We start from the raw sequence: 25,121 nt of genomic DNA, 5'->3' as shown, positions 1-25,121 counted from the left end.
AAATGAGGATGTTTGATGATTTTAAAGGAGTTTAAGTATTACTGAGGCACAATATCCTACAAAATTGAACCATTTAAAACGAAGGGGTCGTTGCTGGTTGAAACCAGGCCGCCAGTTCCAGAATATCTTTCTCGTTCAGCGTCCCTGCGGTATAGCGTAGTAAGAGCCACGCCTGAAGCCAGCTGTATTTCGCTTCCGCCAGTTCTCGTCGGGCGTTATACCAATCCTGTTCGGCAAGCAGAATATCCAGATTGATACGTTCGCCGCCCGCGACGCTTAATCGCGTGGCGTTGACCGCTTCTTGTGCCGACGAGGCGGTCATTTGCCAGGCCTTAATTTTCGCCGACCCGTTGTTGTACAGGTTGTAGTATTTTTTCAATTCCGCCAGCGTTTGTTTGGTTTGATCGTCCAGTTCCGCCTGAGTTTGCTGATATTCCGCTGCGGCCTGCCGCATCGATGCCGAGACGGAACCGCCGGAATAAAGCGGCACGTTCAACTGCAAGCCGACACTCTGCGTGTCGTATTTCTGGTTGTAGTTGTATTCACTTTCCGAACGGCTATTGCGCGACGATGCCACCAACGACAGCGTGGGTAAATGTCCGGCGCGGCTGCGTTCAATTTCATAACGACTGACCGTCAGCCCCTCGCGCTGCGTCGCCAGTTTGGCATTATGCTGCACGGCAAGATCGCGCCACTGCGCCAGCGTCTGCTTGCCTGATTCCGCAGGCGGCAGTTGAGTGAGCGTCAGAGGATGCAGCGCCGTGATATCCAGCGCTGTACCCGTCATATTTTCCAGATCGGTGATCGCGGCATCCAGATTGTCCTGCTGCTCAATCCGCTGTGCTTCCATCAGCGTAAAGCGCGCTTCCGTTTCCCGCACATCCGTTAGCGTCCCTTCGCCCGCAAGTAAGAGACGTTTATTCAGCGCCAACTGCTCCTGATACGCCCGCTGTTGCGCATCCAGCAATTGCAGTTTTTCCTGCGCCAGCAGCGCGCTACTCCAGGCTTTATATAACCGTACCATCAGATCCTGACTGCGATCGCGAAAACGCTGGTCGGCCATTAGTGTGCGGGCAACGCCCTGCTGATAGCGCGCCCAGGCTGCATAATCCAGCAGCGGCTGGCGCAGCGACAACGTGGACGTGTAGCTGTTGTAATCACGTTTTAGCGTGTTATTGGTGAAACTATCCGTTTGGGTGACTTTGGAGTGGCTGCGGTTAGCGCTATAGCCATACTGGAGGTTGGGGAGCAGATTGGCACGCCCGATGTTTTCCTCTTCCTGACCTGCCGCACGTTCAAACCCCGCCGCACGAAACTGAGCGTCGTTACGCAACGCCAACTCCCAGGCATCAAGCAGTCCTAATGCGCTCGCGCCCGAAGAAAGCAGCCCAAACAGCATGATTATCGCGATCCTTTGCATGATTACTCTTCCGTTAATGCCAGATGCAGGCGATCCATTAAAGGCTTAAATAGATAATTGACGAACGACCGCTCCCCAGTACGCACAAACCCTTGTACTGGCATGCCGGGTTTGATTTCCAACCCCTCCAGCTCACGTTTTCCTGCATCATCCACCATCACGCGCAGGCTGTAATAAGGAGAACCGTCTCGCTCATCCAGCAGGCGGTCGGCGGACAACAGCTCGACCGTTCCCGCTACGCGCGGCGTTGTGCTTTGGTTAAACGCGACGAACTGCAACTCGACGGGTAGCCCCGGCCAGACCTTATCCACCAGCTCCACGGGAAGGCGCGCATCCACCAACAGCGGCTGATCGTCCGGCACAATCTCCAGCAGCGTCTGCCCCGGCGCAATCACACCGCCTTCCGTAAACACTTTCAGCCCGACCACCGTGCCGGAAACAGGCGCGCGCATCTGGATATTCGCCAAATTGAAATCGGCTTTTTCCTTCTTACTGCCCACATCACTCAGCAACGCCTGCACTTCCGCCAGCTCGCTGTTCACTTCCTTGTCGTATTCCTGCTGACGCTGTGCTATCAGCAGCGTTTGTTGCTCAATATCACGGCGGATACGGTTCGTATCCCCCGCCAACTGGGCGATGTCGCCGTTAAGCTGCGCCAGCAAACGTTCGTTCTCCAGCATTTTGTTACGCGGTACATAGTTTTCCGCCGCCAGTGAACGCAGCCCTTGTAGCTGCTGTTCCAGCGTCTCCCGCTGCTTCTGCTTACTGGACATCACCTGACGTTGGGCGCTGAGTGACGCCTCCATGCCTGCAATACTGGAACGCATTCCTTCAGCTTCAAGCTTGAGTGATTGCTGACGGCTGCGCAGTAAATCACGCTGCAATGCCGTAATTACGTTCATCTCCGGCCTTTCAGCGAGAAGTTGCAGGCGGGGCGTCATCACCATATCGTTCAGGCGCTGCTGCTCGGCAAGCAGTCGACCTTCCCGTGCCACCAGCTGTAAATACTGACCATCCAGCCCTTCACTCGCCGAACGCGCATCAACCTCATTCAGCGTGAGCAGGATCTGGCCGGCCTCGACTCTGTCGCCGTCTTTCACCTGAATTCTATCGACAATGCCGCCTTGATTGTGCTGCACAACCTTGCGGTTACCGGAAATCACCACGCTGCCATTCACCATCACGCCTTTATCCAAGGGGGCAAACAGTGCCCACAGGAGAAAGCCACCAAACCCGGCAAGCACCAGCAGCCACCCCAGACGCACGGCACGTTTTTCATCGCGCTGCGCCGTCTGGTTCATACTCTCTTCGCTTATTTCTGATGCGGACATGTCTTTCCCTGTTGTCGTCATTCCGTGTTACCGCTGGACAGCGGCAGAAGGTGTCATTTGTGCCTGATTGGCGGCACGTCGCGGTTGCAGTTCGCTCAGAATATCGCGCGCAGGGCCAAAGCGTTGCTGCCTCCCCTGATTGAGCACCAGAATCTTATGTGCCAGCGTGGTTAACGCAGGACGATGCGTAATCAGTACCACCGTCGCCCCCCGCTTCTGAAGATGCGAGATCGCCTGTGCCAGTGCCATTTCACCTTCGTTATCGAGACTAGAGTTCGGCTCATCAAGCACCAGCAGACAGGGGTCACCATACACTGCACGCGCCAGAGCAATGCGCTGCCGCTGCCCGCCCGACAGCCCGTTGCCGTCAGCGCCGAGCGGGGTGTCGTATCCCTGCGGTTGGCTAAGAATCATGTCGTGGACGCCAGCCAGCTTCGCCGCCGCCACAATTTTTTCCGCATCATGTTCGCCAAAGCGGGAAATATTCTCCGCCAACGTGCCCTTAAAGAGCTGCACATCCTGCGGCAGGTAGCCCATCGCCGGGCCAAACGCGGTTTTATCTACCTGGTTGAGATCGGCGCCATCCAGTCGAACCTTGCCGCGCGTTGGTGTTTGCGTCGCCACCAGCAGGCGTGCCAGTGTCGATTTCCCCGAACCGGAGGCGCCCAGAATCGCCAGCGTTTCCCCCGCCTGAAGCGAGAAATGGATGTCCTGCAACCTGGCCGCCCCTTGTGGCGTCTGCAACAGCACATTCTCGACGCTGAGCTGGCCAACTGGCGCTGGTAACGCCATCGGTGCCGCTTTAGGTGGATACGCGGCCATGATACGACTCAGTCGATGCCAGGCCTGACGGGCGCTGCTTAACGGTTTCCAAATACCAATAAACTGATCGATAGGACTCAGCACACGCCCGACAAGAATTGAACCCGCAATCATCATGCCTGGCGTAATCTCGCCCTTAATCGCGAGCAAGGCACCCACGCCGAGCATCAGCGATTGCAGAAAAACGCGTGCATGTTTGGATGCCGCGCCGACAACCGCAGCCCGTTCACTTGCCAGATTTTGCAAGGTAATAAAGCGGTAGTGTTGCCCCAGCCAGCGGCGGCGCAAGTTAGGCAACATTCCCATCGATTCAATAACTTCCGCATTGCGCAGTTGCGTATCCGCAAGATGGGTCGCCTGTAGCGCTTCATGGTTAGCCTCTTCCAAAGGCGACGTGGTGAGATACTGATTCAGCCACGCCAGCAGCACCAGCACCACCGTCCCTCCCAGCGCCAGCAGGCCGAGAACCGGGTGGATCAGGAACAGCACCAATAAAAAGAAGGGAAACCAGGGAATATCAAAGAAGGCAAACAGTGAGTTGCCCGTAATGAACTGCCGCAAGAGCGTGAGATCGTTCAGTGCCTGACCCGCTTTGGCCTCACCGGCTTCCAGATTGCGCTCAAACGCGGCGTTGAAAACCTGTTGATTCAGCTGTAGGTCGATACGGGTGCCGAGTCTCACGACCACCAGACTTCGCACCCATTCGAGTGCCGCCATGAATATCCCCAGACCGGCAATCAGCAGGGTGAGCATCAGCAACGTGGTGCCATTCCCCGACGCCAGTACGCGATCGTAAACCTGCAGCATATAGATAGAGGGCGACAGCATCAGTAGATTAACGATGGCGCTGAAAATCCCAATGCTCCAAAAGCTGCGCCGGAAAGGACGCAGTATACTCAACAACGAACGTTCCTTATTTGCTAGTTGACTCACTGCGTTTGCCTCTCCTGTCAGGGCTGTTTATGCAACGTCCGTGTACTGCCATCAGGCAACGTCAGCGTATAGCCCTCTTTTTCCTTGCTAAAAAACGCGACGGACTGACCCTGCGCTTTCGTCAGCGTGATACCGTCCGGCGTCGGCCGCCATCCGGCGGGCACATCCGGCAGCAGCGCTTTTAAACACGCTACATCACCCTCAAGACGCCAGATGTTATCCACTAACGGCGTATTGTGCAGCACAACCTCGCACTGCTGTTCTCCGCCACGCAATTGCCATACGCCGCTTAGCTCACTTGCTGAAGGTAATTTCAGACTACTTGCCATACATCCTCCGCTTATTGCACTTAACAACGCCGCGATGATTAACTTTTTCATAGTGGCCCCTAGTAGATAACAGAAAAGGACGGGGATTTCCCCGTCCTTGCTACATCACACGATAAAATCGGTTGCCGCAGACGGCTGACCAACAATATGCACAAGAAAGTCTGGTGTGGTCTGACCGGCAAAATTCAGCCACAGATCGGTGGTATTACTCTCTGCATCCCAGTTAAGCAACGCTTCATTGCCACGTCCGGTGAAAGCGTTGACGAACTGCAAATCACCTTTTGGATTCAGCGCTGACAGATCGATTTTGTCGATGCCGCGTTGGAAGTCCGTAATGGTGTCATAACCGTTCTTATAGGAAGAGTCGCTCGCGCTGGCGTAGACAAAAATATCTTTGCCCGCACCGCCCGTCAGCGTATCTGCCCCGCCGCCGCCGTAAATGACGTCATTGCCTGCACCGCCGTTCAGAATATTATTCGCGTCATTGCCGATAATAATATCGTTGCCGGAGCCGCCAATCGCGTTTTCGATAGTGACGCCGTGGGCGATAGAAACGTTACCTTTCAGACCGCCAACATCAGAGAATCCGCCTTCATTCAGGTTGATACGCTGATCGTTTCTGTAACCAGAGAAATCAAACGTATCGTTACCGCCCGCATCCCAAACGGAGAAGATCAGTTTGTCACTGCTGCTATTCGCGGTATAGAAATCACGGCCGGTGTTGGAGTTGAAACCGTATACCGTGTCTCCGGTACGCGTGTTCATGTTCGCACCGTATAGATATTGGATTGCCGTGATGTCATCGATCAACGGACCAGCAGCGTAGTGCCCCTGGAAATCTCCTCCGGTGTTCTGCTCACTCCAGTAACTCATCAGGCTGAACTGGCGCGTATCTTCCGCATAGGTCACATCGCGGTAGGTCGGGTTACCTTGGCCAGCGTTGTAAGACCCTGGATGGTTCAGACCCAGCGCATGGCCAATTTCATGCGTCAGCGTCTGGCGCCCATACTCCATCGTATCTGGGTTACGGATATTGTCGACGTTGTAGTTGTACCAGGTGCTGCCGGCCGCCGAGTGGTTACCCGGCATATAGCCATAGGCCTGGGTACTATTGTCCAGTCGACCGCTTGAATCACGGGTGTAATTACCAAACGTGATGTTGGCTTTCTGGCTTGGATTGACCTCGGTAAACGTGATGTTAGCGACATCTGACCACGATTGCAGAGACAGCTTAGCTTGCTGAGTCTGAGCGGCGTTAAACTTCACAAAGCCCTGATCGCCAGAAGGGATAGACCGCACGTTCTGTAAGAACGAATAGGTCAGATTAGCGGATTTGCCGAATACGTTCGTGCCATTCCAGGTCAGACCGTCGCGGACAATTTCCTTCGCTGCCAAATCGCTTGTGAACGAGGGTTTGCCATTAAGCTGTCCATCGCCACGTGAATGGTAATTATACAGATCGTACACATCGCTATACCCCGTTCCCGCTGCATGCAATGCCGATTCAGCGGTATCCTTATCTTCATCTCGTAAAGCCATCTTTTCTTCTCCATAAGTCTGATCGGGATGATCAGAATCCTAAATCCCTCCATGCAATGGCTATATTGCATGTACCGCGCGTGGTCGCGTGCTAATCGTCTCCTGGGTAGATAATGCTCACTAAGAAATATTTATATAAAAAACGCATATAAATAAAAACCACCTCAATAAGGAAATAATTAATAAAGCAAATTATTTTCGTTATTATCAAATGATAAATAATAAGATCACAGTGACTATTTTTATTATTAGTATGGATATGAACAGCTAGAAAGACAGATACCAAGTGGTATTAATTTTTGAAAAATAAGAATTTTTATTAATTGCGTTAATTCTCATCGTGACACCTTTCCATGGTTGACAAAAATCGCGCCGAGCAATGACATATTTTGTCACACGTATTAACGGCATCCTTGCTGTTCGGAGACAAATCTAACAAATAAGAATAAAAAAATATAGCGCTAAATAGGGATTAGTTACCCCTTTATTCAGCGAACGCATAGAGAGTAATTTATTATGGCATATCTCGCTGTTCGATCGGGAAAACGGGCAACGCCGCCAACAGCTGTGCGCCATAGCCTTTGCTCAACAGGCGGCGATCGTAAATGACGATTTCACCAAAGCAATCATGGCTGCGAATCAGGCGTCCAACCTGCTGGATGAGGTTAAACGAGGCGCTGGGCAAACTTTGTACGGTAAACGGATGCCGTTTGAGGCTTTTTAGCCACTCGCCCTCCGTCAGAATCACCGGGCTATCGATGGGCGGAAACGCGATTTTATGGATATGCACCTGAGAAAGGAGTTCCCCTTTGAGATCCAATCCTTCTGCAAAGGATTGTAAGCCAATCAGTACGCTAGTCTGCCCTTCCTGTACCCGCTGACGATGCAGTTCAACCAGCCTGTAGCGCGGCTTATCTCCCTGAACCAGCAGCATCAGACGCAAATCGGTAACCTGTGTCAGAAACAGCTGCATGGCACGTTGACTGGCAAACAGCATCAGTATGCCTTTATGTTTATCCTGCTTTAGCTCCGCCCGGAAAAACTGCGCCATTTCAGCAATATGCTGCGCTTCAGATTCGATCAGCGGTTCATACCGCATTTTAGGAATCACCAGACGCCCCTGTTCACGGTGGTTGAACGGCGAATCCAGCGCGATAAACGTGTCCCCCTCTTCCTCACCGAGACCAGACAGTTCCTGAATACGCGCAAAACTGTTCAGCGAACGCAGCGTCGCCGAGGTCACCACGACGTGCGATACCTTACTCCACAGCAGTCTTTCAAGCTGCTCGCAGACGCGGATCCCCGCGCAGTGAAGGTGAAGATGCGGCTGGTTATCACGCGTTTCCCTGGTGATCCATTTGGAAACTGGCGCATTTGAAGATTTCTCCATCGCGGCCAGCCGCCACAGTTTACTCATAGACTCAAGGTAGCCCTGCTGGCGGCTCATTTTCAACAAGGCATGATAGACCCGCACCACATCATGCTTCCCGGTTTTCTCACTCAGGTCGTTAAGCATATACTCCGCTAGCGCCCGCAGCGTATCGGTCAATTTGAACAACCGAACGCAGAGTTCACGCATTTCATCCGGCATTTTGCCCATCGCAAAGCGGTACTCGGTTTCCTGCCCGTCAGGCGGAAGAAACAGACCGCACATTTGCGAGAAAGACAGCACGCACTCGCGGATCTCCTCACAGTGGCTGGTTAACCGTTCACTATTAGCGAGTCGCGGCGGTGATTTAGGGGCAAACTGCGCCATACATTGCCCGATGAGCTGCACCAGTTGTTCCAGTTGCGCCATCATATAAGCGGGATGAATATCACCGGACATCTCCAGCGTATCGCGGGCAACGTCAGGAATATGGTGCCCTTCATCGAGCACCAGCAGGAGATTCTTAGGGGGAGGCAGTACCGATTCGCTTTCCATCGCCGCCATCACCAACGCATGGTTGGTGACGACCACATCGGCCTGTTCGATCTCACGCCGTGCGATGAAGAACGGGCACTCACGATAGTAATGGCAGTTGTGCGCGAGACAGTTCGCTTTGTCAGTACTCAGCTTCTGCCACAGGCTATCGTCAATCGTATCCTGATAATGGTCGCGTAGTCCGTCCCAGGCGTAACCTTGCAGCGCCTTTTCGAGCCGTACGCAGGTACGCTTTTCCTCCTTGCTGGCGGACATCAGTTCGTCATCCAGAAAGAGCGGTAAATCTCCCTGCGCATCGGGATCGGTTGCCAACATCGCCAGATTGCGCGGGCAAATATAACGACGACGGCCAAATGCGGCGGTAAATTTTAGTTCGGGAATAAACTTCTGCAACAGCGGCAAATCTTTGCTGTAAATCTGATCCTGCAATGCCACATTCGCCGTGCTGACCACCAGTGTTTTATCCTCCGCACGCCCCACCGCAATACCCGGAATCAGGTAAGAAAGCGTTTTCCCGACGCCGGTTGGCGCTTCAATAGCCAGATGGCGCGGGTAATCACCCGCCAGTGTTTTCGCCACTTCGGCAATCATCTGTCGCTGGGGAACGCGGGAAATAAAATCCGGGATTTGTTCTTGCAGGGCCTTATACCATTGACCAATCTGCAATTTTATTGCGGGGGACAGCGTCATGCATACTCTGTATTTGTGTAATCTGGCCGCCATTGTCCCACAGACGCCCGGCGACGTCAGCCGATATCACGTGTGCGATGCTTCTGACCTCGACAATCTTCCGCCCAACGATTAGGGTGAGTTATTCTTTTTACCAGACACATCTGTTTATCAAACACGACCTTTATCGCGAGCGGTAAACGCTATTTCCGTAAACAATAGCTTCGGTAAATTATGTCCTCAGTCCATGCCATTAACCAATCGTACTGGTTTTCACCACACTTACCGCACGTTGAAAGCCGCAGCACGCGCAACAGCAGTCATGCCTATAAAACACACAGCCATGCGCAATTTTCGATTGGGGCGATAGAACACGGCGAAACGCTATGTCAGTACCGCAACGACACTCACCACTTACAGGTTGGCGACCTGATCTTTATCGATCCTCAACAGCCGCACAGCTGTAACCCACTGCCCGGCAAAACGCGCAGTTATCACATGCTGTACCTGGATGCCGAGTGGTGTCTCGCTCAAATCGCTACTCACTGTGGTTATCAAGTAGATACCCTGCGTTGCAACTGCGTCGTCTTACGCGATCCCGAACGGTTTAGACATTATCAGCACATCATTGCCCTGCTGTATCGGGGAGACATTGCAGCGGCAGATAACCAGCTCAAAGCGATGCTGGCACCCATCTGGCAACAATATTGCCTTCCCGCCCCTTCCGGTTTGCCAGCATTACCGCATCAGGCATCGCAAATCACGACACGCCATGTACGCGAACGTCTGTTGAATAATTTGCAAGAAGCCCCCTCGCTGGAAACGCTGGCGGAGGAGTTAAACCTGAGACGTGAAACCATCGTGCGACAGTTTCGTCACGATACTGGCATCACGCCGATGGCATTCCTGAATAATGCCCGTATTGAGTATGCCAAATCGCTGCTGAAACAAGGCACACCGCTGGTTGATGCTAGCTATCAAAGCGGCTTCTGCGATCAAAGCCATTTTCACAAAACGTTTGTGCAATACACCGCCGCGACGCCGGGTCAGTACGCGCGATCAATATTTGACAATAAATAGCGGGACGCCTTGTCTAGACTGGCCTCGATTACTTATTGAGGTCAGACATACCATGTTCATCAATGCACCGTTTATCAATACCCTGTTTTCCGCCGAGGCTCTCTTTCCCACTCACTTTCCCGCTCTGGCGCTGGCACATTTTGTGGCGCTGCTGAGTCCAGGACCGGACTTCTTTTTGTTGACAGCTTACGCCATTCGTTACCAACTGCGCGGCAGTGCGGGGATTTGTCTGGGTATCGCGCTGGGTAACGGCATTTACATTCTGCTGGCGGCGATTGGCTGGGCAGGCATTCAACATTCGCCCACGCTGTTTACCCTCATCGAGTTAGGCGGGGCAGCTTATCTGCTCTGGGTGGGCTATCAGTTAGTGAAAAGCCGTTCAGTGCTCTCATTACAGGCGGAACAACCGTCCGACCACTGCCCGACGCTGCGTAAACAAATTTTGCTGGGACTCGGCTCGGCGCTGTTGAATCCCAAAAACATGCTGTTCTACATCAGCCTGATGACCAGTATTCTTGGGCAGAATGTGACACCAACGCAGCAATTCGTCAGCGGTAGCTGGATGTTTTCTGTCGTTCTGGTGTGGGATCTGCTGATCGCCGCACTGATCGCTCGTCCGTTGATTCAGCAGCGTTTAACGCGTTGGCTTAACCCGATTGAACGCGGTGCTGGCGTCATTCTGATGTTTTTTGGTGCGCTGCTTTTATTTCGCTAATGCGGTTTATTTAAAAAGCGCGGAGCGTTTCGATCTTGTTTCACGGGTGGAAGGCTTTATAATTCGGGGCAATTAACAAAAGGATAACCTGATGACTCTTCAAAAAATCGGTATTATCGGTCTCTTTGCCCTGCTTGCCTTAGGCGGCATCTCCGGCATGATGCTGGTGGGTTACATTATTATCGTGCACTCAGGCTGAGGCTTTCGCCCCAAAGCACCGCCGACTGCACGAACGGTGCCGCACGGAAACGCGGCAATTCGCATCGCTTTAATTAATTTGGTTGCTCAGACTGAAACGTCTGCCAGTACTCAGGAATACGCGCGAAGGTCAGTTGGAACCAGGCGGTAAACTGTTCGGGCGTCGCCGTCATCCGCCGTGCAATATCGTCCATCGATTGGTATTCATAGCTCGATACCTCATCAGGATTTATCTGCGGAAGGTCATCCGTCACGCCAAAATACACATGCCCCAGCTCATGCTCAATCAGCCCGTTATCCAGCGGCAGGCGATAGGTCAATGTGAACATCGGCGTTAGCACACAGCGTAATCCCATTTCTTCATACAAACGGCGGTGTGCCGCCTGTAATGTCTCTTCACCGGGCGCAGGATGGCTGCAACAGGTGTTACTCCATAAACCGCCGCTGTGGTATTTCTCCTCCGCACGCTGCTGCAATAACAGTTGCTGGCGAGAGTTGAAAATATAGACGGTGATCGCACGATGTAATGCCCCTTTTACATGCGCTTCCTGCTTTTCCATTACCCCCGTTGGCTTGTCACTTTCATCAACAAGAACCACTTCAGTCAACGGCATACCCTTCTCCTGCAATACCTTACTCTCCCGCAATACCCTGCTTTCCCGCAATCACGCGGTATGACGATAATCACCCTTCGTATTCACTCGCCGCCGGCACTTGCTCCCGGCGGCGAGACAACCATCATTATAGCAGGGTGAAACTCTCGCTCTTCACACGCTGTGAATCCAGACCAATCATCACGTCAAACTTGCCAGGTTCCACCACCTGCTGCATGCGGGCGTTGTAGAACTTCAGCGCATCCTGATCGAGCGTGAAGGTAACCGTGCGTGACTCTCCCGGCTGGAGCATCACTTTCTCAAAACCACGCAGCTCTTTCACCGGACGGCTGATGGAAGCGACCACATCGTGCACGTATAGCTGCACAACGGTTTCCCCTGCCCGGCTGCCAGTGTTTTTCACCGTCACGCTGGCGTTGATCGTTCCGTTACGCTTCATCGTCTGGCTGGACAAACGCACATCCGACACGCTGAAGGTGGTATAGCTCAGACCGTAACCAAACGGATAGAGCGGCCCATTGGCTTCATCGTAGTAGTGAGACGTATACTTGCCTGGGTTTTCCGGCGTGTAAGGACGGCCTGACGGCAGGTGATTGTAATAAATCGGGATTTGGCCGACGGAACGCGGGAAGGACATCGGCAGTTTGCCGGACGGGTTATAGTCGCCAAACAGCACATCGGCGATCGCATTACCGCCTTCCGTGCCGCTGAACCAGGTTTCCAGTAACGCATCAGCCTGCTGATCTTCACGCACCAGCGCCAGAGGACGACCATTCATCAGCACCAGAACCAGCGGTTTACCCGTCGCTTTCAGCGCGGCGATCAGGTCACGCTGGCTTTGCGGCAGATCGATATTCGAGCGGCTGGAGGCTTCATGCGCCATACCTGCCGCTTCGCCGACAACCGCAACCACGACATCCGCCTTCTTCGCCGCGGCAACGGCTTCATCGATCATCACCTGCGGTGGACGTTTATCCACTTGCACAGCATCTTCATACTGGTTCAGGAAGTCGATAATGCCTTTATGATTACTGACGTTGGCGCCTTTGGCATAGAGAATGGTGGCTTTGTCGCCGACCGCATTCTTCAGCCCCTGATAAACGGTAATCGTCTGTTTCGTCACGCCCGCAGCAGACCAGCTTCCCATCGTATCGCGCTGGCTGTCAGCCAAGGGACCAACCACGGCGATCGTACCTTCTTTTTTCAACGGCAGCGTTTGCAGACGGTTTTTCAGCAATACCAGACTTCTCCGCGCCACATCGCGCGCATCCAGACGGTGCAAACGACTTTCCGCATTGGTATCCACCGGATCGGAATCTGCCGGCCCCAGATGACGATACGGATCGTCAAACAGCCCCATATCATATTTTACGTTCAGTACCTGACGGCAGGCATCATCAATCTCCTGCATGCTCACCGCCCCGCTTTTCACCAGATCGGGCAGATAACGAACGAAATACTCGTCGCTCATGCTCATGCCGATACCGGATTTCACCGCCAGACGCGATGCATCACGCGGATCGCTGGCCACGCCGTGCTTAATCAGCTCTTTAATCGCCCCGTGATCGGTAATGGTGATGCCTTTGAAATTCCACTGATCGCGCAGCACATCTTTCAGCAACCAACTGTTTGACGTCGCGGGTGTACCGTTGATGGAGTTCAGTGCCACCATCACGCCGCTGCTGCCCGCATCAATCGCCGCTTTATAAGGCGGCATATAATCCTGGAACATGCGCTGAGGGCTCATGTCCACGGTGTTATAGTCGCGCCCACCTTCCACCGCGCCGTAGAGCGCGTAGTGTTTTACGCTGGTCATCAGCGAGTGGCGTCCAGTGACATCATCGCCCTGGAAGGCTTTCACGACCACACCAGCAATTTTACTGGTCAGCCAGGTGTCTTCACCGAAGCCTTCCGACACGCGGCCCCAGCGGGGATCGCGAGTGATATCCACCATCGGCGCCCAGGTCATGTTCAGGCCGTCTTCCGTCGCTTCATAAGCCGCCACGCGTGCGCTTTTCTCAATGGCGCTCATATCCCAACTGGAAGCCAGCCCCAGTGCGATAGGGAAAATGGTGCGCTGGCCGTGTACCACATCGTAGGCAAAAAATAGCGGAATCTTCAGGCGGCTGAGCTGCATGACCTGATCCTGCATTGCACGAATATCCGGACGGGTTACCGTATTAAAAATCGCGCCAACCTGACCGTTTCTGATCATTTCCCGAATGGCTTCTTTCGGGTTATCCGTCCCGACGCTGATCAGTCGAAGCTGACCGACCTTCTCTTCCAACGTCATTTTCTTCAGCAGATCCGTGACAAACGCGTCGCGTTGCTGGTGTGAAGGCGATATTGATGCCGGCGCAGACGTCAATTCCTGCGCAAACGCCGGATTACAAGCAAGTCCAATTGCTATAGTCAGTGAAGTAAGCCATTTCATTCGTTATAAAGACCCAGTCAATCCAGGCGTCAGAGCAAAACAGAATAAGGCGCTGAAGCACAAGACAGGTTGAAGATTCCGACGGTCACATCCCTTCTCTGACAAGGCGAAAAACACCTTCTCCTGCCTTAAGCGAATAAGGCTTCCCGATAGTGGCTGCCGCACCGACGCACTCAAATGCACAGCGCGTAATATAGTGCATTTATTGAGATTTCATTTAATAAAAACTGCAAGAATAATGCTAGACGATACGCAAAACGAACATTCTGCCTGAGCAGCGGCGAGAAAAGGTGGACAGCATGAAGGCGCATGAAGCGAACAACGGTCGCCACATGCGCATGTGGGAAGATTAACGCCGCGATGATTGCAAACGCAAAGCCCGATCGAGCGCTCCAACCAGCCAGTCAATATCGTGTTCCTGAAACGCCAGCGGCGGACGCAGCTTCAGCACATTCCCATGCGGCCCGGCCACCGACGTGAGCACGCGTTCGGCACGAAGTTGTTCAACTACGTCCAGCGCCAGTGCTTTATCCGGCGTTTTTGTTTCTCGATCGCTGACCAGCTCAAAGCCGATAAACAGCCCCGCGCCGCGCACATCACCGATGCACGCATGGCGATCGGCAAGCAGCGTCAGCTCACGCTGCAATTTTTCCCCGACACAGCGGCTGTGTTCCTGCAACCCCTCTTCGCGAATCACGCGCAATACCGCCTGCGCAGCGGCGATCGACACCGGATTGCCACCGAAGGTATTAAAATAGGGAATTTCATCGCTGAATGCCGCCAATACATCGGCTTTTGCCAGCAGCGCCGACACCGGTATGCCGTTGCCCATGGGTTTACCCAGCGTGACGACATCCGGCACAATGCCGTGCCGACCAAATCCCCAGAAATGCTCGCCCGTGCGGGCAAAGCCAGGCTGTACCTCATCCGCAATGAAAATTCCCCCATTCGCGTGCACCACATCAATGGCCGGTTTCAGGTAGCCAGCCGGTCCCGGTAAGACACCATCCGAGGAAAAAATGGAATCCGCCAGAAAGCCGGCAAATTTAATACCGTTCGCAGCCATGTCATCAATTTTCCGTTGAATTTGCTGCGCAAACCACACGCCCAGATCCGGCGCATTGACACGATAGCGGTCAGGCGCGGGCACAAGACGCGTTGTCGCCGCCAGAGGTTGTCCGCTTCCGAGAGCCGGTGAGGCGCCGGAGGTGAGTTCACTGGTCCCGTGGTAAGCCTCGCGGCTCACAATAATCCCTGTCCCACCGCTGTAGGCGCGCGCTACGCGAATCGCCAGATCGTTGGCCTCCGACCCGGTACACATATACATCGCCTTGTTAATCGCCGCAGGCACCGTACTGAGGATATCCGCAGAGTAATCCAGAATACGCTCGTGCAAATAACGGGTATGTGTGTTGAGCAGGCGCATTTGTTCGTTAACAGCGTCAATGACCGCAGGGTGACAGTGTCCAATACTGGCGACATTGTTGTAGACATCCAGATACTTATGCCCGCTGGCATCCCACAGGTATTGCCCAGCACCGCGAACCAGATGTACCGGATTACGGTAGAACAAACGATAGGAGTCCCCTAACACCTGAGTACGCTTATTCGTCAGCCTGCGTGTGTCCTCATCCAGCGCATCCGCATGTTCAGCGCGAAAGCTATTGGTATCCATGATGGTTGAGCGTGTCGCCATAATCACTCCTACATAAGGTGGTGGCACGACTGCGTCACACAGGGATAAAACGCATCGTGCGGGTTCAGATGACACTCACCCTACACCAAAAGCAACAAAATACACAAATACAAAAAAATGCACTTTTTTGATGCACAAAAATGCCAAAAAAGTGCAATAAATCTGTCATATCACATCACGCACGATGCCAGGCATCCGTTATGGGATTGGCCCACGTGTAAGAAAAAATACCTAATCTACTTATTTATATAAGTATTTTAACAAGCATTTCTCTCAAATCAGAAAATGGCACGATTAGTGCTAAAACCTCACACCACTCGCAATAAACACAAAAATACACAGAACGTGTTACGCACCGTTCAACGCGAGAGGAACACTGATGCCAACCTTTTCCACAACCGTAGGGGAACGTTTATGAACCGATTTTCATTGCGCCGCACCAGTCTGATCGCTGCACTCATCGGTGCCACACTGGCGAGCGCTGTCGCACAAGCAGGCACCATCACGGTCTATACCTCACTGGAAGAAGATGAGATCAAAGATTACGTCGCACAGGCCAAAAAAGACTTACCCGACCTGACAATCAACGTACTGCGCTTGTCCACTGGCGATCTCGGCCCACGGATTCTGGCGGAATCCAAGAATCCGCAACATGACGTCATTTGGGGATGGGCAGTGACCAGTGTGATGGATCCACGCTTGTCCGCCTTATTGGAGCCCTACGATGCCAAAGGCAGCGATAGCCTTGCCGCCACCTACCGCGCCCCGGATCACAAATGGTTTGCAGCAACAGGCTATATGGCTGCCTTTTGCGTCAATACCGAAGCGTTAAAAGCTAAGAATCTGCCTGTTCCCGCATCCTGGCAGGATCTGACCAACCCGGTCTATAAAGGGGAAATCGTGATGCCCAATCCGGTTTCCTCCGGCACAGGCTATCTGCAAATCGCGGCGCTGCTGCAATCTAAAGGGGATCAAAATGGCTGGGCATTCCTGAAGTCGCTGGATGGCAACATCGCCCAATACACCAAGTCCGGCTCACGTCCGTGTAAAGCGGCACGGACGGGCGAATATGCGATTGGCGTATCGCTGGCTTTCGCCGCGATGCAATCGATTGAAGAAGGCTACCCCATCAAGATGGTGATCCCAAACGATGGGGCTGGCTATGAATTAGAAGCCTCCGCCCTGATGAAGGCAGCCAAAAACAAACCCGACGCGAAGCGCTTTCTTGACTGGACGCTCTCCAGCCATGCCGCCACGCTCTACACCAAATATAAAGAGATCGTGACAATACCTGGCGTTGAACAGTCAAAAGCCGCGCAAGTGGCTGGCCTGCCCGCCGATCTCACACAGGTGCTCTATCCCGTGGATTTCACCAAAAGCGCCAGCGATCGTGACGCCACACTGGCAACCTGGCAAAAAACCATCGGCCGATAGTGGTCTGTATTCGCTGTAGAGGCTGCCGCACAGCGTATTCCAACTGCGCGGAAGCCGTCATTAAGAGGTCGCATTCATGGCACTGGTTATTCAAAATCTTTATAAAAGCTTTGAGGGTTATGTCGCTCTCGACCGTATCAATTTGTCGATTGAAAATGCCGAATTTGTCTGCCTTCTTGGGCCAAGCGGCTGTGGCAAAACGACATTGCTGCGTATCATTGCCGGATTGCTAAGCTGCGATGGGGGGAAAATCACGCTGGATGACCGCGATCTGGTCAACGTGCCCGCGAGAGAACGAGGCTTTGGCATCGTATTTCAGTCTTATTCACTCTTTCCCCACATGACGATTGCACAAAACATTGGCTACGGTCTCAAAATTCGCCAGACGCCTGCCGAGGAAGTTGCCGCACGCGTCAGCGATCTGCTGGACACCGTGCGTCTGAGCGGGTTCGGCGATCGTTATCCTGCCCAGCTTTCAGGCGGGCAACAGCAGCGTGTTGCGATTGCCCGCGCACTGGCGGTCAATCCCTCCCTGCTCTTACTGGATGAACCGCTTTCAGCACTGGATGCACGCGTGCGTGCTGGGCTGCGTCAGGAACTGCGTGACGTGCAACAACGTCTTGGCATTCCGACACTGATGGTCACGCACGATCAGGAAGAGGCAATGAGCATGGCGGATAAAATCATCTGCATGCACGGTGGACGTATTGTTCAGGAAGGCACACCACATGAACTCTATACCAGCCCACGCACACGCTTCGTGGCCGAATTCATGGGACACAGTAATTTGCTGTCGCGTGATGTCGTCACTGCCTGTATGCCCGAGCTGCTTCCCTCCGCGCAAAATACTGTGCTACCGGAAGACGCAGAGCTGTTTATTCGCCCGGAACGCATCGCATTACAGAAAGCAGAAGGCGCGGAAGGCCGGGTTATCACCACCAGCTTCCTCGGCAGCATTCAACGTGTTCAGGTGATGTGGAAATCGCAACCGCTGCTGGTCGAAACCAGCAGCGCCGTTAACTGGTCCTCTGGAGACCCCGTTCATCTCTCAATTCGCGCAGAAGACTGCGCCTGGGTGCAAGCATGAGCCATTCACTTCTCCCTCCGCAAACGGCCAGTGACCGCTGGCTTTCACGTCTCTGTCTGTGGCTTCCACTGCTGGCGCTGCTGATGTTTTTCGGCATCCCCATGCTGAGTATCGCCTGGCACAGTCTGCTGGACGATCAAAACGGCACCGTTGGCTTATCCAACTATCTGGTGCTGATGGATTCACCCGGCATCTGGCGGGCAACAGCAAACAGCTTGTTATTAGGCGTCGTCACCACATTGGTCACATTGTTGCTGGGATTCATTGTTGCCTATGGGCTGGAATGTACCGCCATGCCCGCGAAGCGTTTTATCGCCTTTGCGACCGCACTTCCTATACTTGCACCTTCGCTGGTGTTGGGCTTGGGGCTGATTTTTCTGCTGGGAAGAAATGGCATCATCGGTAATCTGCTTGGTGTGCGGTTGGATATTTATGGCTTTTGGGGACTGTTGATTGCCAACGTCTTGTACGCGCTGCCGCAGGCCATTCTGATCATTCGCACCACCCTGCGCCATAGCGATACTCGCCAGTACGAAGCCGCTAATGTGCTGGGCGCGTCCGACTGGCGACAGTTTCTGGATATTACCCTCCCCGGCCTGCGATACGGCCTGCTGAGTGCCGCCTTTGTCATTTTTACCATTACCATCACGGACTTCGGCAACGCGATTGTGATCGGCGGCAACTTCTCCGTACTCGCCACCGAGATTTACAGCCAGGTCAGCGGCCAGATGAAATTCGGTATGGGTGCGGTCGTGGGGATTTTACTGCTGCTACCTGCGGCGGCGTCTATCTGGATAGAGCGCGCCGCGGCAAGACGGCAAAAAGCAATTGGCACACACGCGGCTATCCCGCATGTGCCGCAACCTTTGCGTACTCGCGATATGTCATTCTATCTGGCCACCATGACGATCGCGTTCGCCATTATCGCCGTCATTGGCACTGTTATTATCGCCAGCATGATACGCCTATGGCCGTACCGTCTGGACCTGACGCTTAAGCATTATGATATCGACCTCGCCGGTGGCTACACCCCGTTGTGGACGTCAGTGTGGATTTCGGCGCTGGCGGCCATGGTCGGCACCGTGCTGTTATTCCTGCTCACTTTCGGTATTCATCGGCAGCCGGGTAAAGTCGCCAACGCCGCCGTACTACTCAGCGCGTTGCCTGTTGCGGTTCCCGGTCTGGTATTAGGGTTATCTTACGTGTTTACGTTCAATACGGCCGATCTTCCCTGGGGTATGCTGTACGGTTCAGCCCTGCTGGTGGCACTGTGCAATTATTATCACTACCACACGCAAGGCTACACCACGATGATGATGGGAATCCGTAACGTTCCACACGCGATGGAAGATGCCACCACGGTGTTAGGCGGCGGTGTGGTACGTATTTTACGTGATGTTTATCTGCCAGCCATGCGCGTCACGCTGATTTCGGTCGCCATGTTTTTATTCATGCGCTCAATGGTTACACTATCGGCCGTGATTTTTTTGGTCACGCCGTCATTGCCGTTAGGTGCCGTTACCGTGATGCGGCTGGATGAAGCCGGCTTTACCTCACAGGCTGCCGCCTTTTCTACGTGTATTATGGGGATTGTCGCCATGACCGCCCTGCTTCTGCATCTTGTGACAGAGAAACGGCAAACGGTGTAGCCGGTGTCAGAATCTCAAAGAATGGAAAGCTATGTTAGAAGAAACGCGGTTACATCGCATACAGGCACTGCTCTCGACATTAAACCAGGTGAGCACCGAGAAAATCATTCAACATCTTGGTGTGTCACGCGAAACCGTACGACGCGATATCGTGAAGCTGGAAGCCGCAGGCGCGTTGCGCCGCGTTCACGGCGGGATTGTGGCAACAACACAAGAACCGGAACTGCCGCTGTCCGTTCGTAATACCGTGCGCGAAAAAGAAAAGCAGGCCATTGCCCGCGCGGCCGTACAGCAGTTAAAAGCCGGGCAAACCCTGTTTATCGACGCGGGCAGCACGACTTCTCTGTTAGCCGATGAGTTGCTCTCCATGCCGGGAATGACGGTCATTACCAATAGCCTGACCGTGGCACAAAAACTCACCGCGACGGAATCCGTTGCACAGCATAGCGTGATATTACTCGGTGGCTACATGGGCGCCTCGGCACAGGCAACCAGCGGCGACATCACCATCAATGAACTACAACGCTATCGCGCCGATGTCGCACTTCTCTCTCCGGTGGGAGTAGTTGCCGCTTCCGGCGCCAGCAGTTTTGCTCACCATGAAGCGGCTATTGCCAGAGCCATGGTGCAGTATGCACGAACGCGAATTATCCTCGCGGATCATAGCAAGATTGGCACCACCAGCCGCGTGGTCTATGCCACCCTGCCGGAAATCGATATGATCGTGACCGATGCCGCCAGTGCGGACAACCCCGAACTGGCATTACTACAGATGCATTGCCAACAGGTGATCATAGCCTGACCATGCACGATGATGTTTAGCCTCGTAGCACGCTCACGCAGACCAGGCTAGCAGAGAAGTGGAGGATGATTTCTCCCCCCTTTCGTGCTAATGCTAAGGCTTCGTCAACACAAGGAGCATCAGACATGTATCAGCTGTATATCGCCAATAAAAATTATTCGTCCTGGTCACTGCGTCCGTGGGTGCTATTGAAAACACTGTCGATTCCTTTCGAAGAGAAACTGGTTGTTTTTGCACCGGGCATGGCACAGCCGGCGTTTAAGGCCTTTTCACCGACGGCAAAAGTCCCCTGCCTGATCGACGGCGATATCACCGTCTGGGATTCATTGGCGATTACCGAATACCTGGCTGAGCAGCATCCCGGCGTCTGGCCTGCCGAGGCAAAAACCCGCGCCTGGGCACGCTGTGCCGCGGCCGAAATGCATTCTGGTTTTACCGCCCTGCGCAATACCTGTTCCATGAGCTGCGGCGTGCGCGTCAAAATGAACGAAATATCTCCCGCCCTCAGCAACGACATTAACCGCATCTGTGAACTCTGGCAGGAAGGGCTAACGCGCTTTGGCGGGCCGTTTCTGGCAGGAAAACAGTTTTCGGCAGTGGACGCCTTCTTTGCGCCAGTTGTGTTCCGTATCAAAACCTATCAGCTTCCCGTTTCGCCGGAAGCCACTGCCTATTGCGACCATCTGTTGGCGCAGCCTGCTATGCAGCGCTGGCTGGAAGATGCTTTAGCGGAAACCTGGCGCGAAGATGAACATGACGAAGAAGTGAGAAAAGCGGGAGAAGTGATAGAAGATCGGCGCGCTCGCGCGTAGCGCTGTAGAAGCGGTGGCCCGTTCGGCCACCGTTAATATTCCCTTCTAAAGCATTAGAAAGAAGGAACCGTTATTCGGTTTCGATGCTCGCCATGCTCTGCGGTTGGCGAGAAGCCAGCGATTTTTGTTTCTTATAGCTCAGCGCGGCGGCAGGCACCTCGCTGACCTTGCCGGTTTCCATCCACTTACGCAGGCGGTTAGCATCGGCAAAGTGCGTGTATTTACCGAATGCGTCCAGCACCACCAGCGCCACAGGCCGCTGATTAATGACAGTCCTCATCACCAGACAGTGTCCCGCCTGATTCGTGAAGCCCGTTTTGGTCAGTTGGATGCTCCAGTCCGCTTTATAGACCAGATGATTCGTGTTTCTGAACGGCAGGCTGTACGTCGGATTAGAGAACGTCGCCGTTTTCTCCTGCGTGGTGCTCAGTTGACTCAGCAGCGGATATTGCTTACTGGCGATCAGGAGTTTAGTGAGATCGCGGGCGGTCGAGACGTTATTGATGGACAGCCCGGTCGGCTCGACATAGCGCGTGTGAGCCATGCCTAGCGCACGGGCTTTGGCATTCATCGCGCGGATAAACGCCTGATAGCCGCCCGGATAGTGGTGTGCCAGACTCGCTGCGGCCCGGTTTTCTGATGACATCAGCGCCAGCAGCAGCATGTCATGGCGGCTGATCTGACTATTCAGACGAACGCGCGAGTACACCCCTTTCATTTCTTTCGTCTGGCTGATATCCACAGAGATGATTTCATCAAGCGGCTGATTGGCATCCAGCACCACCAGCGCCGTCATCAATTTCGTCACCGAAGCAATCGGCACCACCACATCTGGGTTACTGGAATACAGAATGTGGTTATCACGCAAATCCACCACCATAGCGCTACCGGAAGCAATTTCCTGATGCGCAGTGCCGGCGGAGTACGTCGGTGCTTTCGCCACAGCCTGAGGCAACATCACAGCATGGGTTGACAGCAGCAACAGGCCACAAAGAGAAAGCTTAAAATTTTTCGTCATTCTTCAATAACTTAAACAGTATTCTGTTAAATGAAAGGGATAGGCATCGGCATTATAATTTACCGCCCTTCCCCACGCACTCATGCAGCAGAAAAAGCTTTGTGACAAATTTTGACAAACGGTTTTGTCAACCCACTGTTTTTTATCGCATTACGTCAGAGACGGTTTTATTTTGCGCATCTGGTTGAGCAAACACAGGCTGACACCGCTAAATATTCCAGCGGTAATGCCACCTACCGCGCCGGACAATAGACAGAATACAAGGTCATGTGCCAACGCGGGAAACCGAGCCAGTTGGACGGAAAAATAGAAACGAGAACAAAACGTCAGCAGCATCAAGCCCAGCGGCCACCATGACCCCGTGCGCTGAAAAACACGTGATTCCGGCAGATAAGCGCCTGACGTTTTCCCCAACATCCACCCGATGCCCAGCCCAACGAGTAACGCCAGCAGAAATCCTCCTGCCGCCGCAAGCGGGAACAGCAGCGTATGAAAAATGGCGCTAACGCCCCACACCATGAAAACAATTGGCACAACCAGCATCCGCGTCAGCGATTGTCGCCTCGGTTGGCTGGCTTTTATTCCGGCATAAATCAGGTAACCCAAAACAATCCACACCCAGTAAGGTGTATGACGCAGAATAATCAGCAGGTCTTCCACGGCGGTAGATTCCTTCCTCAACGGTAACAGTGACGATTACGGCGTGACTTTTGCCTGTTCCAGCGCCTGCTTCACCGCGTTAATCACCCCTTGACTCGATAACGTTGCCCCTGTTACCGCATCCACCTTGTTAATATCCTGCTTCTCAATGAGTTCCGGCACGATTTGATCCGTCGCGCTCAGCATCATGGCTTCGGTATCGCCGTGCTTCAACACTTCAGCATTAGCGATCTTTCCGTCTTTAATGCTGACCGTAACCTCAACGTCTGCCGCCTTACCCTGCGCTTTTCCGATATAGCTGCCATCTTTATATTGCGCCACATCGCTACCATGAACAGGCAGAGAAAACACCATCACTACCGTGGCCAACGCCGCCGAAATAGATTTTTTCATCATTTCCCCGTGTGTAAATCGAACACTAAAAACAACAATTCAATAACCAGAAAATAACAGTTAGTTAAAGCCTAATAATTGATAATAGGATTTCGTTTCAATATTATCCAATGACAATTGAAGTCGTATCGCACACTCTATACACCTATCCCTGAGTGCTTTCAACTGGGTTTCATCATCGGTCATTACCGATATTTCTACGAAATAACCCAAGGTCTCAATATAATCGAGCGTAATATGGAAGGCGTCTAAAAAGTAGATGCTGCGGATTTTATGAATTTCAAAAAGGGGCTGATACCCTAACGTCTGTAGCATGCTGTGGGTTTTTTCAAAATCTTCGACATTAACCGCTTCGCAGCGATCGACGCCCGGCCCTTTCACGATCCAGAGCTTAATCCCCGATGGCTCCATGCGGCGCACCCGCATTTTGATATTTTGCTGCCGCAGGCGATTCTCTGCATCATCGTAATAAACGTCGTGCTCTTTATTTTCAAAGACAAAAGCCTCAGGATGAAGGCTAAAAAGCGTATTCCTGAAAACGGCTATATCGTCAATGCGGAATTTAAGTTCAACTTCATATTTCCCTGTGAAATGTTCAACCATGTTCTTTCCCCTCACTGGACTCCCTGAAATAGCATTGAATATCCGCCATATAGAACAGTGTTTTATTACGCTGCCATACGGAAATTCAAGATAATAATGATTCAGTCATCCGCAAAATAGATAATACAGGTAACATAATATGGCTCAGTGGCCGTCCTCTTATCCTCCTTGATTCACGCCTTACGTCCTGTCACAGGCTGTCACCGCGATAGCAATGCCGACCTTGATAATAAAACCGCATTATTACCTTACAACGTCAGATATCCTGAGAGCAATGTCCTGTCAGAGCATACTCATTGACGAATACCTTCGGATATTTCCCAACAAAAAAGCGGTCAGTGCCCTTACTGGACGCTGACCGCCGTTAATAGTAGCTGAGAAGGCAAAAACCGCTAGTTCTTCACGCAACAACCTCAGGTAATAGCAAAATCAGTGCAGAATCGAAGCCGTGATGGTGCATAAACTCACGCAAAATCAGCAACCGAGCAGAGAAAGCGTTCTCAAGCGGAATGCCCTCCCAGGCAGCTGGACTCCCCAACATGACACGTTCCAGACGTTTAAATGTCCGTTCCATGTCATCCTGCGGCAGGCGCCAGCCAGCGCCCTCTTTTTCTGCTCCCGAAATCTGAACGATAGTCACCAAGGCGGGATCAAAAGCAAACAGAGCGGAACCCGCTGGGATGTCGTGGCGAATGCGCGTCACTTCATCTTCGACCGCCATGATCGCCAATTCCATTTCGTCTGGCGTTGGAGGAAGGTGCCTGAAAAACGTCGCCGCCGTTTTATCAAAACCGATGGTCAGTTGCAGGGTTATCGATGGGTGTGATGCCGTTCCGCAGACAACCGTCGTCTGCTGTTCGCCAATGCACAGCACCGTTACCGGCGCATCGGGCGCGACGCGCTGTCTGGCAAGCGAGTACACCTGTTGCAGGTTCACCTCATTTTCCATCTCAGCATCC

The 25,121-nt window shown here is 53.1% G+C and carries 21 protein-coding genes; 7 read left to right on the top strand and 14 right to left on the bottom strand.

Features of this window, described 5'->3' with window-relative positions; all coding sequences use genetic code 11:
* Window positions 1-73: 73 nt before the first annotated feature.
* The 6 genes from NAL19_RS07970 to dinG form a co-directional block, all read right to left on the bottom strand.
* Complete coding sequence (locus NAL19_RS07970) at window positions 74-1,420, bottom strand: TolC family outer membrane protein (protein ID WP_263059351.1); 1,347 nt, start codon at window positions 1,418-1,420, stop codon at window positions 74-76.
* A 2-nt stretch (window positions 1,421-1,422) separates the two neighbouring features.
* On the bottom strand, window positions 1,423-2,751 hold the full coding sequence (locus NAL19_RS07965) for an HlyD family type I secretion periplasmic adaptor subunit (RefSeq protein WP_225087729.1): 1,329 nt from the start codon (window positions 2,749-2,751) through the stop codon (window positions 1,423-1,425).
* 27 nt (window positions 2,752-2,778) lie between these two features.
* Window positions 2,779-4,506, bottom strand: a complete 1,728-nt coding sequence (locus tag NAL19_RS07960) for a type I secretion system permease/ATPase (RefSeq protein ID WP_263059350.1) — start codon at window positions 4,504-4,506, stop codon at window positions 2,779-2,781.
* Window positions 4,507-4,523: 17 nt separating this feature from the next.
* Window positions 4,524-4,835 (bottom strand): protease inhibitor Inh/omp19 family protein, encoded by a 312-nt coding sequence (locus tag NAL19_RS07955; protein ID WP_317630320.1) that lies wholly within the window; start codon window positions 4,833-4,835, stop codon window positions 4,524-4,526.
* Between the two features lie 105 nt (window positions 4,836-4,940).
* Window positions 4,941-6,374, bottom strand: coding sequence for a serralysin family metalloprotease (locus tag NAL19_RS07950; protein WP_225087726.1), 1,434 nt, complete (start codon window positions 6,372-6,374; stop codon window positions 4,941-4,943).
* 514 nt (window positions 6,375-6,888) lie between these two features.
* Window positions 6,889-8,988: an ATP-dependent DNA helicase DinG gene (gene dinG, locus NAL19_RS07945; RefSeq protein WP_263059349.1), complete on the bottom strand. Its 2,100-nt coding sequence runs from the start codon at window positions 8,986-8,988 to the stop codon at window positions 6,889-6,891.
* Between the two features lie 213 nt (window positions 8,989-9,201).
* On the opposite strand from dinG, the gene NAL19_RS07940 reads away from it, so the two are divergent.
* Both NAL19_RS07940 and NAL19_RS07935 read left to right on the top strand, forming a co-directional pair.
* On the top strand, window positions 9,202-10,047 hold the full coding sequence (locus NAL19_RS07940) for an AraC family transcriptional regulator (RefSeq protein ID WP_263059348.1): 846 nt from the start codon (window positions 9,202-9,204) through the stop codon (window positions 10,045-10,047).
* A gap of 52 nt (window positions 10,048-10,099) precedes the next feature.
* Window positions 10,100-10,762: a LysE family translocator gene (locus NAL19_RS07935; RefSeq protein WP_225087723.1), complete on the top strand. Its 663-nt coding sequence runs from the start codon at window positions 10,100-10,102 to the stop codon at window positions 10,760-10,762.
* Window positions 10,763-11,034: 272 nt separating this feature from the next.
* Here the strand turns inward: NAL19_RS07935 and idi are convergent, their stop codons facing one another.
* From idi to NAL19_RS07915, 3 genes are all read right to left on the bottom strand, one after another.
* On the bottom strand, window positions 11,035-11,574 hold the full coding sequence (gene idi, locus NAL19_RS07925; protein ID WP_263059347.1) for an isopentenyl-diphosphate Delta-isomerase: 540 nt from the start codon (window positions 11,572-11,574) through the stop codon (window positions 11,035-11,037).
* 127 nt (window positions 11,575-11,701) lie between these two features.
* The gene (gene bglX, locus NAL19_RS07920; RefSeq protein ID WP_263059346.1) at window positions 11,702-14,008 is read right to left on the bottom strand and encodes a beta-glucosidase BglX; all 2,307 of its coding nucleotides are present in this window, start codon (window positions 14,006-14,008) and stop codon (window positions 11,702-11,704) included.
* A gap of 349 nt (window positions 14,009-14,357) precedes the next feature.
* Entirely contained in the window at window positions 14,358-15,704 is a 1,347-nt protein-coding gene (locus tag NAL19_RS07915) for an aspartate aminotransferase family protein (protein ID WP_263059345.1), read from the bottom strand.
* A gap of 414 nt (window positions 15,705-16,118) precedes the next feature.
* Between NAL19_RS07915 and NAL19_RS07910 the strand changes: the two genes are divergently transcribed.
* The 5 genes from NAL19_RS07910 (at window position 16,119) to NAL19_RS07890 (ending at window position 21,488) form a co-directional block, all read left to right on the top strand.
* A complete protein-coding gene (locus NAL19_RS07910; RefSeq protein ID WP_225087719.1) occupies window positions 16,119-17,138 on the top strand; it encodes an ABC transporter substrate-binding protein in 1,020 nt (339 codons plus the stop codon).
* Window positions 17,139-17,214: 76 nt separating this feature from the next.
* Window positions 17,215-18,225, top strand: coding sequence for an ABC transporter ATP-binding protein (locus NAL19_RS07905; protein WP_263059344.1), 1,011 nt, complete (start codon window positions 17,215-17,217; stop codon window positions 18,223-18,225).
* Complete coding sequence (locus NAL19_RS07900; RefSeq protein WP_263059343.1) at window positions 18,222-19,874, top strand: ABC transporter permease subunit; 1,653 nt, start codon at window positions 18,222-18,224, stop codon at window positions 19,872-19,874. Before NAL19_RS07905 ends, NAL19_RS07900 begins: the two co-directional genes overlap by 4 nt.
* 31 nt (window positions 19,875-19,905) lie before the next feature.
* On the top strand, window positions 19,906-20,676 hold the full coding sequence (locus NAL19_RS07895) for a DeoR/GlpR family DNA-binding transcription regulator (RefSeq protein WP_263059342.1): 771 nt from the start codon (window positions 19,906-19,908) through the stop codon (window positions 20,674-20,676).
* A gap of 125 nt (window positions 20,677-20,801) precedes the next feature.
* A complete protein-coding gene (locus NAL19_RS07890) occupies window positions 20,802-21,488 on the top strand; it encodes a glutathione S-transferase family protein (protein ID WP_263059341.1) in 687 nt (228 codons plus the stop codon).
* Between the two features lie 70 nt (window positions 21,489-21,558).
* Here NAL19_RS07890 and pbpG read toward each other — a convergent pair whose 3' ends face one another.
* From pbpG to NAL19_RS07865, 5 genes are all read right to left on the bottom strand, one after another.
* Window positions 21,559-22,506, bottom strand: coding sequence for a D-alanyl-D-alanine endopeptidase (pbpG, locus tag NAL19_RS07885; protein WP_225087714.1), 948 nt, complete (start codon window positions 22,504-22,506; stop codon window positions 21,559-21,561).
* 150 nt (window positions 22,507-22,656) lie between these two features.
* On the bottom strand, window positions 22,657-23,166 hold the full coding sequence (locus NAL19_RS07880; RefSeq protein WP_225087713.1) for a DUF6622 family protein: 510 nt from the start codon (window positions 23,164-23,166) through the stop codon (window positions 22,657-22,659).
* A 36-nt stretch (window positions 23,167-23,202) separates the two neighbouring features.
* Entirely contained in the window at window positions 23,203-23,559 is a 357-nt protein-coding gene (locus tag NAL19_RS07875) for an FMN-binding protein (protein WP_317630319.1), read from the bottom strand.
* 60 nt (window positions 23,560-23,619) lie between these two features.
* Window positions 23,620-24,162, bottom strand: a complete 543-nt coding sequence (gene cyaB / locus NAL19_RS07870; RefSeq protein ID WP_225087711.1) for a class IV adenylate cyclase — start codon at window positions 24,160-24,162, stop codon at window positions 23,620-23,622.
* Between the two features lie 400 nt (window positions 24,163-24,562).
* Window positions 24,563-25,111: a hypothetical protein gene (locus NAL19_RS07865; protein ID WP_263059339.1), complete on the bottom strand. Its 549-nt coding sequence runs from the start codon at window positions 25,109-25,111 to the stop codon at window positions 24,563-24,565.
* Window positions 25,112-25,121: the final 10 nt, after the last annotated feature.

The sequence above is a fragment of the Pectobacterium sp. F1-1 genome (genome assembly GCF_025643735.1).
GTDB classification, from domain to species: Bacteria; Pseudomonadota; Gammaproteobacteria; order Enterobacterales; family Enterobacteriaceae; genus Pectobacterium; species Pectobacterium colocasium.
Note: the sequence above shows the minus strand (reverse complement) of the source record. Positions and strands in the feature narration are given on the sequence as shown.

What these genes read in the sequence shown, in the direction of transcription:
- NAL19_RS07935 (WP_225087723.1), top strand. Translation starts at nt 10,100, where the DNA reads ATGTTCATCAATGCACCGTTTATCAATACCCTGTTTTCCGCCGAGGCT.
- NAL19_RS07865 (WP_263059339.1), bottom strand. Translation starts at nt 25,111, where the DNA reads ATGGAAAATGAGGTGAACCTGCAACAGGTGTACTCGCTTGCCAGACAG.
- NAL19_RS07955 (WP_317630320.1), bottom strand. Translation starts at nt 4,835, where the DNA reads ATGGCAAGTAGTCTGAAATTACCTTCAGCAAGTGAGCTAAGCGGCGTA.
- cyaB (WP_225087711.1), bottom strand. Translation starts at nt 24,162, where the DNA reads ATGGTTGAACATTTCACAGGGAAATATGAAGTTGAACTTAAATTCCGC.
- NAL19_RS07895 (WP_263059342.1), top strand. Translation starts at nt 19,906, where the DNA reads ATGTTAGAAGAAACGCGGTTACATCGCATACAGGCACTGCTCTCGACA.
- NAL19_RS07940 (WP_263059348.1), top strand. Translation starts at nt 9,202, where the DNA reads ATGTCCTCAGTCCATGCCATTAACCAATCGTACTGGTTTTCACCACAC.
- dinG (WP_263059349.1), bottom strand. Translation starts at nt 8,988, where the DNA reads ATGACGCTGTCCCCCGCAATAAAATTGCAGATTGGTCAATGGTATAAG.
- NAL19_RS07915 (WP_263059345.1), bottom strand. Translation starts at nt 15,704, where the DNA reads ATGGCGACACGCTCAACCATCATGGATACCAATAGCTTTCGCGCTGAA.
- NAL19_RS07950 (WP_225087726.1), bottom strand. Translation starts at nt 6,374, where the DNA reads ATGGCTTTACGAGATGAAGATAAGGATACCGCTGAATCGGCATTGCAT.
- NAL19_RS07905 (WP_263059344.1), top strand. Translation starts at nt 17,215, where the DNA reads ATGGCACTGGTTATTCAAAATCTTTATAAAAGCTTTGAGGGTTATGTC.
- NAL19_RS07890 (WP_263059341.1), top strand. Translation starts at nt 20,802, where the DNA reads ATGTATCAGCTGTATATCGCCAATAAAAATTATTCGTCCTGGTCACTG.
- NAL19_RS07900 (WP_263059343.1), top strand. Translation starts at nt 18,222, where the DNA reads ATGAGCCATTCACTTCTCCCTCCGCAAACGGCCAGTGACCGCTGGCTT.
- NAL19_RS07970 (WP_263059351.1), bottom strand. Translation starts at nt 1,420, where the DNA reads ATGCAAAGGATCGCGATAATCATGCTGTTTGGGCTGCTTTCTTCGGGC.
- idi (WP_263059347.1), bottom strand. Translation starts at nt 11,574, where the DNA reads ATGCCGTTGACTGAAGTGGTTCTTGTTGATGAAAGTGACAAGCCAACG.
- NAL19_RS07965 (WP_225087729.1), bottom strand. Translation starts at nt 2,751, where the DNA reads ATGTCCGCATCAGAAATAAGCGAAGAGAGTATGAACCAGACGGCGCAG.
- pbpG (WP_225087714.1), bottom strand. Translation starts at nt 22,506, where the DNA reads ATGACGAAAAATTTTAAGCTTTCTCTTTGTGGCCTGTTGCTGCTGTCA.
- NAL19_RS07875 (WP_317630319.1), bottom strand. Translation starts at nt 23,559, where the DNA reads ATGAAAAAATCTATTTCGGCGGCGTTGGCCACGGTAGTGATGGTGTTT.
- bglX (WP_263059346.1), bottom strand. Translation starts at nt 14,008, where the DNA reads ATGAAATGGCTTACTTCACTGACTATAGCAATTGGACTTGCTTGTAAT.
- NAL19_RS07910 (WP_225087719.1), top strand. Translation starts at nt 16,119, where the DNA reads ATGAACCGATTTTCATTGCGCCGCACCAGTCTGATCGCTGCACTCATC.